Source organism: Sphingobacterium multivorum, from assembly GCF_900457465.1.
Lineage (GTDB): Bacteria > Bacteroidota > Bacteroidia > Sphingobacteriales > Sphingobacteriaceae > Sphingobacterium > Sphingobacterium multivorum.
This window is the reverse complement of record NZ_UAUU01000002.1, coordinates 1,172,301-1,186,482: the sequence shown is the minus strand read 5'-3', so window position 1 is coordinate 1,186,482 and position 14,182 is coordinate 1,172,301. Positions and strand designations below refer to the sequence as shown.

At 40.7% G+C, this 14,182-nt stretch carries 6 protein-coding genes; all 6 read left to right on the top strand.

Features of this window, described 5'->3' with window-relative positions:
- The first annotated feature begins 1 nt into the window (after position 1).
- Entirely contained in the window at positions 2-4,552 is a 4,551-nt protein-coding gene (locus DTA23_RS05285) for an efflux RND transporter permease subunit (protein WP_112373996.1), read from the top strand.
- A gap of 164 nt (positions 4,553-4,716) precedes the next feature.
- On the top strand, positions 4,717-6,345 hold the full coding sequence (gene susR / locus DTA23_RS05280) for a SusR family glycan utilization regulator (protein WP_112373995.1): 1,629 nt from the start codon (positions 4,717-4,719) through the stop codon (positions 6,343-6,345).
- Between the two features lie 289 nt (positions 6,346-6,634).
- Positions 6,635-9,580, top strand: a complete 2,946-nt coding sequence (locus DTA23_RS05275; protein ID WP_256602844.1) for a SusC/RagA family TonB-linked outer membrane protein — start codon at positions 6,635-6,637, stop codon at positions 9,578-9,580.
- Between the two features lie 11 nt (positions 9,581-9,591).
- On the top strand, positions 9,592-11,109 hold the full coding sequence (locus DTA23_RS05270; RefSeq protein ID WP_112373993.1) for a RagB/SusD family nutrient uptake outer membrane protein: 1,518 nt from the start codon (positions 9,592-9,594) through the stop codon (positions 11,107-11,109).
- 78 nt (positions 11,110-11,187) lie between these two features.
- A complete protein-coding gene (locus DTA23_RS05265; protein WP_172462320.1) occupies positions 11,188-12,660 on the top strand; it encodes an endo-1,6-beta-glucanase in 1,473 nt (490 codons plus the stop codon).
- 57 nt (positions 12,661-12,717) lie between these two features.
- A complete protein-coding gene (locus DTA23_RS05260) occupies positions 12,718-14,058 on the top strand; it encodes a DUF5125 domain-containing protein (RefSeq protein WP_112373991.1) in 1,341 nt (446 codons plus the stop codon).
- The last annotated feature ends 124 nt before the right edge of the window (positions 14,059-14,182 follow it).

Below are 14,182 nucleotides of genomic sequence, written 5' to 3'. Positions count from 1 at the left end.
TATGTTTGAAACATTTATAAAACGACCCATATTGTCGTTGGTTATTTCGGTGTTTATTACACTTTTAGGGTTGTTGGCCTTATTTACATTGCCCATCACACAATTTCCGGACATTGTACCACCTTCGGTAGTCGTCAATGCCAATTATACAGGTGCCAATGCTGAGGTGAGTACAAATGCTGTCGCTATTCCTTTGGAAAAAGCAATCAACGGTGTAGCTGGGATGACTTACATGAATTCAGTGTCTACCAATAACGGCAGCACGGTTATTCAAATCTTTTTTGAAGTTGGTACAGATCCAGATATTGCGGCTGTAAACGTACAGAATAGGGTAACTACTGTATTGGATGAACTCCCTGAAGAGGTCATCAAAGCAGGGGTAACCACCGAAAAAGAGGTCAACTCCATGCTGATGTATCTGAATGTTTTTACCGATGATGAAACTGCGGATGAAAGATTCATTTACAATTTCGCAGATATCAACATTCTAAAGGAACTGAAACGGATCGAAGGTGTCGGTCTCGCTCAGATTATGGGTATGCGCGACTATGCAATGCGGGTTTGGGTTAAACCTGATCGTATGGCAGCCTATAATATTTCTGCAGAGGACGTGGTAGCTGCATTGCGAAAGCAGAATATCGAGGCCGCGCCGGGGCAAACAGGTATCAGTTCGGATAAAATGCGCAACATGCAACAATATGTGTTACGTTATCCGGGTAAGTTCACTGAAATTGAAGAGTATGCGAATGTCCCCATCCGAGCGACTTCAAATGGTTCCATTATCCGTATAAAAGATGTCGCCGATGTTGAATTTGGCTCATTGGATTATGAAATGGTATCCAAGACGGATGGCCGACCATCTGCCTCCATCATGTTGAAGCAATTGCCAGGATCAAATGCACAGGAGGTAATTCAGCGTGTAAAAGATCGCATGGCCGAATTAAAACAAACCCAGTTCCCTACCGGCATGACTTATACCATGGGTTACGATGTGTCGCGGTTTTTGGATGCTTCGATTTCCTCGGTCATCAAAACCTTATTGGAGGCCTTCCTCTTGGTTTTTATTGTTGTGTTTATCTTTTTGCAGGACTTTAGGGCGACTGTTATACCGATTTTGGCCGTACCAGTATGTTTGATTGGAGCCTTATTTTTTATGCAGATGCTAGGTTTTTCCATCAACCTGCTGACCTTGTTTGCATTGGTACTGGCTATAGGTATTGTGGTGGATAATGGGATTGTCGTCGTCGAGGCCGTATATGCCAAAATGGAAGAGGAACATCTTCAACCTATGGAAGCGACATTGGAGGCAATGAAAGAAGTCGGTGGCGCTGTTGTGGCCATTACGTTGGTAATGTCTGCCGTGTTTGTTCCTGTTGCCTTTCTTTCAGGGCCGGTGGGGATATTTTATCGTCAATTTTCATTGACGCTCGCGGCTGCCATTGTTATTTCAGGTATCAACGCGTTGACATTGACACCCGCTTTATGTGCGCTTTTCTTGAAATCGCCTCACGATCGCAAACCATCGAATAATTGGCTCGATCGTTTCTTTAAAAGATTCAACGCAGTTTATGATAAGACAGCCTTTGGTTACAAGGGGATTTTGGTAAAAACAAGTGCACGGCGCGGATTGACCTTGCTTTTACTTGGCGTTTTCTTTGTCGCCACCTGGGGAAGTAGCGCGATCTTACCTTCGGGCTTTATTCCAACCGAGGATCAGGGAATGATTTATGTCGCTGTAACCACACCTCCAGGAGCAACGGTGGACCGTACCGAACGTGTTTTGGATAAAATTGACTCTGTATCACGTCAGCTTGATATTGTGGAAACCGTTTCTACATTATCGGGATATAGTATCATTACCGAAGTGTCCGGCGCTTCCTACGGGATGGGGATGATCAATCTGAAACCCTGGAAAGAGCGAGATCAGACAGTAGATGATGTCATTAAAGATTTACGCGAAAAAACCAAGGACTTTGCCGATGCGGAAATTGATTTTTTTCCTCCACCAACAGTTCCAGGCTTTGGTAACTCATCAGGTTTTGAACTACGTCTATTGGACCGTAGTGGTAATGAAGATCTCAATAAGACGGCCGAAGTGCTGCAGAAGTTTATGGACGATATGGAAAAAAGTGATGTTCTTCAGGATATCAACTCCAGTTTTGATGTGAACTTTCCACAGTATATGCTGAAGGTGGACTACGATATGGCTGCAAAAAAAGGAATATCGGTGGAGAATGCCATGAATACGCTCCAGACCTTAATGGGAAGTCTTTACGCGACAAATTTCATCCGTTACGGACAGATGTATAAGGTCATGGTACAGGCTGGTCCCGAATATCGCCAAAGACCAGAAGATGTATTACGCTTATATGTGAAGAATGAGACGGGTGAGATGGTACCATACAATGCCTTTATTTCGATGGAAAGAATTTATGGTCCTGAACAAATTACCCGTTACAATATGTTTAGTTCGGCCATGATTACAGGACAATCCTCGGCAGGCTTTAGTTCTGGACAAGCGATCGAAGAAGTGGAAAAAATAGCGTCATCTCTTCCTCAAGGTTATAGTATCGAATGGTCTGGTATGACTCGGGAACAGAAAATCTCGGGAAATCAGGCTTTGTATATCTTCGCGCTTTGTCTTCTGTTTGTTTATCTGTTGTTATGTGCACAGTACGAAAGCTTCTTATTGCCGTTACCAGTTCTGCTCTGTCTTCCAGCGGGGATCTTTGGTGCTTTCATTTTCCTGAAGGTCTTTGGATTGGAAAACAATATCTATGCGCAGGTCGCATTGGTCATGCTGATTGGTTTGCTGGGCAAAAATGCGATTCTGATTGTGGAATATGCCAATTTGAAATATAAGCAAGGAATGGATATCGTGACAGCTTCAATAGAAGGAGCAGTTGCCCGCTTACGTCCGATATTAATGACTTCCTTTGCTTTTATTGCAGGTTTGATACCCTTGATGATGGCCAGTGGAGCGGGAGCATTGGGTAATCGAAGTATCGGTACGGCTGCAGTCGGCGGAATGCTTATCGGAACCATTCTGGGGGTAATTGTCATCCCAGGCTTAGTGATCTTATTTTCAAAAAAAGAGAATAAGAAACAAGTTGTGAAACAAGCTTCTTTAGTTATTGCTGCACTTATTTTATTTGGAAGTTGTTCGGTTCCCAAAAAAGCTCTCCAACCGGAGAAAGTAAACGTACCGAATTCCTTTTCTAAACATCTTTCGCCAGATAGTTTAAATGTGGGAAGCCGACCTTGGAAGGAAATTTTTAAAGATTCGCAGTTGGTTTCCTTAATTGATTCGGCGTTGCAGAACAATTTGGATATTCGTCAATCCATCCTACGTTTGGAATCTGCGCAAGCTTATTTTAAGCAACGGAAAGCCGCTTTAGGTCCTAGGGTCGAGGCCGCAGTAGAAGGAGGAATACGGAAGTATGGCCACTATACTGAGTCAGGGATCGGTAATTACGATTCAAATTTCTCGGAGAATTTGAAAAATGATGAAAAATTACCCGAACCATTTATCCCAGATTATTTTATCGGACTTCGTTCATCTTGGGAGATTGATCTTTGGGGAAAGTTAAAGAGCCAAAAACAAGCTGCTTATTTTAGCTTCCTAGCAGAGCAGGAGGGAAAGCGTCTCTTGGAAACGGAATTAGTCTCTAATATTGCAACTGCTTATTATGAACTAATTGCTTTGGATCAAAAGATAAAAGTATATAATCGGAATATTGAATTGCATAAGAATGCACTGGAAGTTGTTGAAGTAAAAAAAGATGCTGGTTATGCGACTGAGCTTTCTGTACAACAGTTTAAAGCGCTTTTGGCCAATTCTAAAGCTGCTAAAGAACAATTGATCCAAGAGATAGCACTTTGGGAACACCATATAAATGGTTTATTAGGACGTTTTTATCAACCTATTGTACGAAGTACATATGCTGAAAATGCGGATTTATATCATGCAATGCATTTTGGTACACCGGATGATCTTGTCAACCAACGTCCCGATATCAAGGCCGCTTATTTGAAAGTGATTGCCTCTTCGAATAATCAGGAAGCATCACGTTTGGCTTTTCTGCCTTCTGTAGCAATAAGTCCATTTATCGGATTGCAGAGCTTTAGCTTTAACAAGTTATTTAATTTGGATAAATCTATTGCTTATAACTTATTTGGCGGTATTACGCTTCCGATATTTAACCAAAGGCAACTGAAAACGCAGTACGAGATTGCAAAAGCGGACTATGGGATTGCTTTTTTGGATTATGAAAAAATGGTTCTGAATGCTTATAATGAGGTTTCTAATGTGATTATGACGCAAGAGGCAATAGGCAGACGACGTGGTTTTGTCGATGAGCATGTTCAAGCATTAAAGCTCTCTATCGAGGCCGCACAGGAACTATTTATTGCTGGACGGGTGACCTCTCTGGATGTCGTTACAGCACAGAAGGAGTCGCTGGAAGCCCAAATCGGAAAAGTAGAATTGGAGAAAGAAAACACGTTAAACCAGATTTTACTATACAAAGCCTTGGGAGGAGGTTGGCAATAGGTTGCCATACATTAAAAGGAAAACTATTTTTCATGCGATAAAGAATTAACTTGTTAATTCTTGGACCCTTAACTGGGTCGGGGGAAGAGGCCGTCGGGAGACGTCCTCTTTTTTGTTGTTATTTTTATGTAGTTTAGTCTACACGATGTTGAACCGAGTTTATTATGTTGCAGCGCATTTTTCTTTTTATTCTTTTTGCTCATTTTAGTCTTTACCTATCTGCGCAAGTAGATTCCGATAGTACCCGGGTTTTGCAACGATTGGAATATTTGATGGAAAATCAGAAAATTTACATCAAGAACCGTGAAGATAAATTGGAGAAATTAAAACAGGAGGCCAAAGCATTAGAAAGTAATCCTGTTCAATTTTTGAAGAAGAACTACGAAATCTTTGAAAATTATAAGAAGTTTGATTCTGACGCAGCGCTTACTTATATCTTACTGTGTCAAAAGCTCGCTCCACCGAATAATGACTCCTTACAGGCGGTTATTCATCTCGATTTGGCCTGGGTGTATTCCACCGTCGGACGGTATATAGAAGCTTCACAATTGTTAAAGCAAGTTGAGCCCGCTCATCTTGGCCGGGATCTCCTGGCAAAATATTACGATACCTACAGCTCCTTTTATAGTCATTACGGTCAGAGCAATAATCGATCAGAATATTACCAGGCAAGTGAAAAGTATCGTGATTCTCTGTTAACGGTACTACCAAAGTCTTCCTTGGAGTATCGTACCACCATTGCTATAAAAACACTTTTTAATGGTAATCGTGAGGATGCTAAAAAGCAATTGTTGGTCCTCTGGAATGAGAACAAAAAGAATATTGAGCAGCGCGCGCTGATAGCCTATTTTATGGGGCTCATTTACAAATATGAAAAGGATACAAAAAGTCAAATTTACTATCTTTCCATATCGGCCAGTGCAGATATTGAAATGGCTAATCGCGACAACGCATCTTTTCATGATCTGGCGCTAACGTATTACGACCAACAGGATTTCGATCGCGCTTTTCAGTTTATTGAAAAAGCCATAGACGATGCGATGTTATGTAAAGTGCGGTATCGCATTATTGAAGGTACCTCTTCTTATCCTATAATCAATGCCGCCTATCAGCAGAAAATCAGTAGCCAAAATCGGCAACTGGTAGGCTTGGTCATTATCGTCAGTATTTTATTGATTGGTGTAATCATTGGACTTGTCATTATTTATAGACAAGTGCAACATTTGAGAAGGATACGATCGGAATTATCGGCTACAAACCAACAACTTCGATCATTGAATGATGAAATAAACCAGACTAACCTTAAATTATCTGAATCCAATCATATTAAAGAGGAATATATTGCGCAATTCTTTGATATGTGTTCGAGTTATATCGATAAAATGGAAGATATCAGAAAAGCACTGTTGAAAAAAGCGACGAATCAGCAGTGGGATGCCTTACGCGAACAGTTAAAGTCAACGCAAATGGAAGAAAGAGAGGTGCAGCAACTCTATGTTAATTTTGACCGTATCTTTTTAAATCTATATCCAACCTTTGTTGATGAATTCAATGCCTTACTTCAGGAGGACGAGAAAATCTATCCCAAAAAAACAGAATTGTTAAATACTGAACTTCGGATTTTCGCATTGATTCGATTAGGAATCGATGATTCCGTGAAGATTGCAAGTTTCCTTCGATATTCTCTTCGGACAGTTTATAATTATAGAACAAAAGTGCGTAATAAGGCTGCGGGAAACCGCGATGCTTTTGAAGCTGCTGTATGTCAGATTGCGGTGATCGACCGGGCCTAAAATGTAGGGTAATACCCGAAAATTGGCTGTTTTAAAGACGATTGTACGCTCCTGTAGGTACTTTTTAATGCTGTATTTAATTTGTAATAATCTTTATGTTAGCTGTTTGCATTTTTTTTCTGGTACTTTTTCAGTACTAGCTCTTTTTTCTCCGTCTTGGTGATCTTAGTTTTGTTTTGAGCAATGAAGCAGGGGAAACTCATTGCCATTTTGGAATAACCAAAAGATTAAACAATAACCAATTTTTTTATTTCATATGATTTACTTTACACGAAAAGTTGCCTTTTCAATGGGGCTAGCTTTCTTGTTTACTTTGGTGAATTTGGTATTTGCCCAAGACCGAGTTCAAGTCAGTGGACGTATCTTGGATGCTCAAGATCAGAAACCACTCTCTGGAGTAACCATTACACAAAAAGGAAGTAATAATGCAGTCTCCAGTAATGCAGATGGGCGTTTTCAAATTTCTGCTAGCATCGGCAGTATACTCCAATTTACCTTTGTTGGCTACGACAGCAAAGAATTGCCTGCCAACAGTACCATGGTCGTCCAATTGAATTCATCAACCAATATGCTGGAGGATGTCATTGTAATCGGTTATGGTAGCGTCAAAAGAAAAGATGTCACGACTGCAATCTCTTCTGTTTCCACGAAAGACCTTGAAAAGAGGCCCGTCACCAATTTTGGACAAGCCATTCAAGGTAAGGCTGCCGGCGTCACTGTTATTCAGCCGAGTGGCCAGCCAGGTGCAGCACCTCAGATACAAATTCGGGGGATAACGTCTTTTAATAGCAATACGACTCCCTTATATGTTGTTGATGGAGTTCCTGTGGAAGATATTAAGTTCTTGTCTCCCAATGATATCACGGACATTCAAATTCTAAAGGACGCCTCATCGGCAGCGATCTACGGCTCGCGTGGTTCGAACGGTGTCATCTTGGTTACGACAAAATCAGGAAAAGCCGGCGAGGCAAAAATTACGCTTGGAACACAGTGGACAGCCAATGTTGTCAATAACACTGTCAACGTTTTAAATACCAGTCAATACAAAGACTTACAGGATGAAATAGGTATGATAAATCTGCCAGAGGGATTGTTGGATCAAACGGATTGGTTCAAAGAAACCTACAAGACAGGTATTCAACAAAATCATCAAATATCCATCTCGGATGGTAATGAGAAGCTTCGTTACTATTTAGGTGGAGGGTACTTGAACGAAAAAGGAACATTACAAGGATCCTTTTTTAGACGATATAATTTTCGTGCTAATATTGATAACCAAGTTCGAAAATGGCTAAAGGTGAATGCGAATATCAATTATTCCGATAACAATGATAATGGAATTACCTCCGGATTGGGTTCTAACCGTGGTGGAGTAGTTACATCTGTAATCACAACACCTACTTACGCCCCTGTATGGGATCCAACAAATCCAGATCGATTCTATAATAATTTTTATGGGATCAACAACATTACAGGTCCATTGGAAAACTTAGCCCGGACAAGGAATAACAATAACCGCGAAAACCGTCTTGTTGCCACAGGAAGTGCATTGATTTCCTTTATGCCTAACTTAACATGGAAAACTTCGTTTTCATTAGATCGAAGATCCGGGGTGATGACCACTTTTTTGGATCCTTGGACGACAGCGTGGGGAAGAAATCAATTCGGGGAAGCTTCAGATATTCGTAATACAAATACCGTGTTAACGTGGGACAATTTCTTGACATACACGAAGAACTTCGGAAAGCATAATTTGGAAGTAATGGGCGGTTCGTCATGGACGGATTCTAAGTACTCCAGAAGCTATATCTATGGTTCAAACTATGCTAATGGAATCATTGAGACACTTAATGCTGCAAATAAGATCTCTTGGGATAGAACAGGATCTACAGCATCCAATTGGGGGATTATGTCCTATTTCGCACGCGCAATGTACAATTATGATGGCAAGTATTTATTGACCGCAAATATGCGTGCCGATGGTTCTTCCAAGCTAAGTCCAGAACGACGTTGGGGCTATTTTCCATCGGTATCGGCTGCTTGGAGAATCTCTGCTGAAGATTTTATGAAAGATGTAACCTGGATAAACGACTTAAAAATCCGGGGGGGGTGGGGACAGACAGGTAATCAATACGGATTAGGCGATTATGCTTACCTGCAATTGAGCGGTATCCAACGTCAACAATGGTTTGTTGAGGGAAAAGACAATGCTGTACCAAATATCAATAAACCCACAATCTTAAGAGCGAAAGATTTAACTTGGGAAACGACAAGCACAACCAGTATCGGTTTTGATATCACGATGTTGAATAATCGACTCAGCATCAGCGCAGATTACTACAACAAGGATACCAAGAATCTTTTAATGAATGCGAGCTTGCCTGCAGGACAGCAAGCAACTACAATCCAAAGAAATGGTGGAAGGTTGAATAATCATGGTTTTGAATTTGCGGTAAATTCGAAAAATCTGACCGGAAACTTGACTTGGAATACAGATTTTAATATCTCTTTCAACAGAAATAAGCTTCAGCAGCTCGACTTACAACAGGTGTATTATGATGTCAAAACGAACGATTATGTCAATGATTTTGTGGTGAAAAATGAGCCCGGAAGATCGCTTGCAGGATTCTTCGGTTATATTTCAGATGGCGTAAACCCTGAAACCGGTGAGCTCATGTATCGCGACCTGAACGGAGATGGCAAGATCTCGTCAAGCGACCGTACGTATATCGGCAATCCCCTGCCAAAGTTTGTGTATGGTATGACAAATAGTTTCTCTTGGAAAAATTTCGATCTAAGCATATTCATTCAGGGAACTTATGGAAACGACATCTTCAATGCCAGCCGTATGGAAACAGAGGGGATGTATGATGGTCGAAATCAAACGACAGTTGTATTGGATCGCTGGCGGGTACCGGGACAGATTACACATGTTCCTAAAGCTGGGTTTGACATGAAAAATTCAACCTATTTTGTTGAAGATGGTAGTTATTTGCGGATGAAAAATGTGTCCTTGGGCTATTCCATTTCTCCGGAGATACTGAAGCGTATTGGTATCCATAAAATTCAGCCTTATCTATCTGTAAGCAATCTGTTTACCTTGACTAAGTATTCAGGTATGGATCCGGAAGTAAACCAATATTCGGGCGGATCCGATTCCAGAATCCAAGGTATAGATTGGGGTACCTATCCACAGAATCGTTCATTTGTTTTAGGTCTTAATATTGAGTTTTAATTGTCTGTATCATGAAAAAATATATAAGTAATGCTCTTTCTTTGCTAACCGGCTCTTTGTTTTTATTTTCTTGCTCTTTGAACCGTGATCCACTTTCAGATTATTCGGATGTGAGTCAAGGGAAGACCGAGACAGGAACGCAGATTGTTTTTAAGAATAGAGCTGAGGTTGAGACCTATTTGGCGGGGATTTATCAGCAAATGAAAGATCGGCAGGAACATTGGTATCTCGATCTGCTCCTAATCGGAGATTCCCATGCCGATAATTCCTATGCGGGAACGACGGGAGCGGAAGTTGTACCTTTCGAAAATAATTCTATTGAAGGGTCTAACTCGGTTGTTGACCGGGATTGGGGAAGATATCTGGAAGATGTTGGACGTGCAAATCGATTGATCATTTACGTTGATAGTGTTGCTGATAAATCGTTGAGCGATACGGATATTAGAACGTATAAGGCACAAGCTAAACTATTCAGAGCATTGGCGATGTTTGATATGGTCCGTATATTCGGATCTATCCCTGTCATTACCACAATTGCACCCGATATTACTGGTGACAATGTCAATGAAGTTTATCCGCAATATTTTCCAAAACAAGCCACAGTAGAAGAAGCCTATAAGCAGATCGAAAAAGACTTGATGGACGGATTGGCTGATGCACCACCCAACAATAATGGGAATAAGACTTTATTTACCAAATCCGTCGCACGAGCGATGCTGGCAAAGATCTATGCCGAAAAACCAATTCGCGATTACGCTAAAGTTATCCAATATGTTGACGCATTGACTGCGGATGGATTTGATCTGAATACCAATTACTCAGATCTATATGCAATGAATGCAAGCAACACAGATCTTGCACAGCGGAATACGAAAGAATCGATTTTGGAAGCACAGTTTACTTCGGGTGGAGGTAATTGGGCGACTTGGATGTTTGGAAGGGATTTGTCCAATTATGATAATAACTTCACATGGGCCAAATGGATAACCCCATCTCGGGACTTGATTCAAGCGTATACGAATGAAGGGGACCAGGTTCGTTTGGGGCAATCTATTGTTTATTATTCCACTACTTGGAGCAACTATTATCCGTCAAACCATTATCCATTCATGTTTAAATTACGTTCTGCATTTAATAGTATTGTCAAGCTTCGTTACGCAGACCTTTTATTGTTAAAAGCGGAAGCATTAATTCAGCAGGGATCAGATCTATCTGGAGCGGCAGACATTATTGACAAAATTCGCACCCGTGCTAAATTGCCTAAAATATCCGCTGCCGTACGTTCAAATAAGGATGCTTTATTAGACGCTTATTTGAAAGAACGTCGTCTTGAATTGGCCTTCGAAGGACAACGATGGTTTGATCTCGTGCGCTTAGATAAGGTGGAATCTGTCATGAATGCTGTTTATGCTAAAGATGCTGGAAGAAAGGCACAGGTGTATCCCTTCACGAAGAACTCTTACCGTTTACCGATTCCGCAACCAAAAATTGATCAGAATCCTAATCTAGTTCAGAATCCGGGGTATTAACTGATTTAACAACGGAAATCCTCATTTGATGGATGGCGAAAAATTTATTAACAGATGAAACGCAATAATAAAAAAACTATGATATATACATTCTTGTTGTCCTGTCTAGTGACGGCAACATCTTGTAACCGTGACAGCTATACACCTTCACAAGGTGATGAAATTAAAAAAAGTGGTGACGTTACCATTTATACGACGACAGGCAGTCGGTCTTTGGATTTTGGAAAACGCTTTGTTGATTTCAGTTCCAAATTTAACATGTCGCCTAATACAATTACGCTAGATCCAGCTAAGAAATTTCAGACAATGGACGGCTTCGGTGCAGCAGTTACAGGCTCTACCTGCTATAATCTGATGAAGATGAGTAAGGAAGATCGAACAAAATTTCTTACGGAGACTTTCTCAGATAAAGATGGAATGGGAATGAATTACATCCGTATTGCTATTGGATGTTCCGACTTCTCTTTGAGTGAATATACCTGCTGGGATAAGGAAGGAAAGGAAAATTTTGGACTACAGTCGGAAGAAACACAATATATCATTCCAGTGCTGAAAGAAATACTTGCCATCAATCCATCCATAAAAATCATGGGCTCTCCATGGACTCCACCGAAATGGATGAAAGTTAACAACTTAACTGATTTAAAGCCCTTTGATTCGTGGACCAGTGGTCAGTTAAATCCAAAGTATTATCAGGACTATGGTTGGTATTTCGTTCAATGGATCCAAGCAATGAAGAAAGAAGGCATTAATATTTATTCGATTACTGTTCAAAATGAACCGTTGAACAGAAAAAATTCCGCTTCGCTTTATATGTCATGGCAAGAGCAACAAGCTTTTGTCAAACAAGCTTTGGGCCCACAGTTAAAAGCGGCTAACTTATCAACAAAGATCTATGCATTTGATCATAATTATAACTATGATAACATTGCTGATCAGGCTGATTACCCTGTAAAGATCTATAACGATGCCGGAGCGGCTTCATTCTTCGCCGGAGCGGCGTACCATAATTATGGTGGGGATAAGGCTGAACTTATCGATATTCATAATCAACGCCCAGATAAGGAACTGGTATTTACGGAAACATCCATTGGGGAATGGAATGATGGACGCAATCTTGAAAAACGTTTGATGGAGGATATGCGTGAAGTTGCATTGGGCACCGTCAACAATTGGAGCAAGGGCGTCATTGTATGGAACCTGATGCTTGATACTGACAAAGGGCCAAATCGCGAAGGTGGCTGTCAGACATGTTATGGAGCCGTAGATATTAGTAAGGCAAATTATAAGAATATAACGCGCAATTCGCATTACTATATTGTTGGTCATCTTTCCTCGGTGGTCAAATCAGGGGCCACACGGATTGGCGCTTCTGGATATACAGCGGAAGGGTTGGTTTATACTGCATTTCAAAATACAGACGGAACCTATGCTGTTGTTCTGTTAAACGAATCGGGCGATAGCCGTAAAATTACGTTGGCAGATGGTAAACATCATTTTAGTTATGATGTGCCAGCTAAGTCGGTTGTTTCTTACCGCTGGACCTATTAATTGGAGGATGATAGACCTTAAGCGCTATCACATGGATAGCGCATAAATTATGAACAAATGAAAAGATATCTCATCAATATACTATTGGGAACTGCTGCTATTACTGCAGTTAGTTCCTGTAAAAAGGATGAAAAATATACCTATCAAATAGGGGATCCTAAAATCGAATTGAAATCGCCTATCTCGACTGCAAATTTTGGGGATAGTCTCGAATTTCAGGTGCATGTGTCGGATAGTGAAGTTGCGCTGTCTACTGTTAAAGCACAATTGTATTTTACAGACGACAAGGTAACAGAAACCGTCATTCGTACCAAACAAAATGGAGATTATGCTGGAAAAATTTATGTTCCGTTCCTGAAAGATATTCCCGATGGAAAAGCAACCCTTAAGTTTGTCTTACAGAATATTAGCCAAAAAATAACGGAACAATCTTTTGATATTAATCTGAGCAGACCCGACTTTCCATATTTAACTTTAGTCACAGAGTCCAAGTCCTATCGCATGGAAAGGGTAGGGCGTAATCAATATGCGGCAAAAGAGAATTTTCCATTTTCGGTAAAGGGCTATATTCAAGCACCAAAAGTGGGCGCACAAGGCAATCTGATGAATTTTGGTTGGGTCAATAATGTTATAAACCTAGGGTCTACGGCTGAAATCCCATTTTCAAATTCAACTTCTGGAACCTATAGCATCGCATTTAATACCTCAACTTATCAAGCTTCACCGTTTATTATTGCTTATGCCATTAATGGAACGGTATTCAGTCGCCTCGATGATGAGCACTTTAAGGCAGAGTTGAATATGGTAAAAGGCGAGAAGGTGGTTCTTGACGGAATAGAAGATCTGAAGAATTGGTGGATTGATCCGGACTATTTTACACAAGCTCCTGACGGATCAATCGCTTTCAACGGAATGAACGGTAAGTATCGCGTTACTGCGGACTTTACCTTAAAATATTTTGTGGTTGAAGCGATGACAGGTAATGATTTAGCAAAATTACAAGATGACGGAAGTGGGGCGGTTTGGATTATTGGTGAAGGAATCGGAAAACCTAAGGTATCTAGTAATCAGGTAGGCTGGAACACAGATAAAGCGCTTTGTCTGGTGCCGCTAGGCAACAAGAAATACCAGATAACTGTTAAGGCAGGAGAGTCTATAAATTCTGATAACATCAATTTCAAATTTTTCCATCAAAAGGGATGGGGCGGTGAATTTGGTGGCACAGACCTGACAACGACAAGTGATATCGTTTTTGTGGGGGATGGAAAGAATGGACGCGACTCAGGCAATCTTGGCATCAAAACCGGTAAAGTATTAGAGATCGGTAAAACCTATGTTTTTACATTGGATTTAACTGCAGGTAATAAGAAAGCTGTCTTGACGATTGCGACAAAATAATAAAGATTGATTTTTTCCAAGTCCCAGGTAGTTTGCTATCTGGGACTTTTTCTTTCGAATGGAATTTGTTTATTCCAAGTTTCATTTGTTATATTTGCCCAAACTCACACGGATTATCATGAGT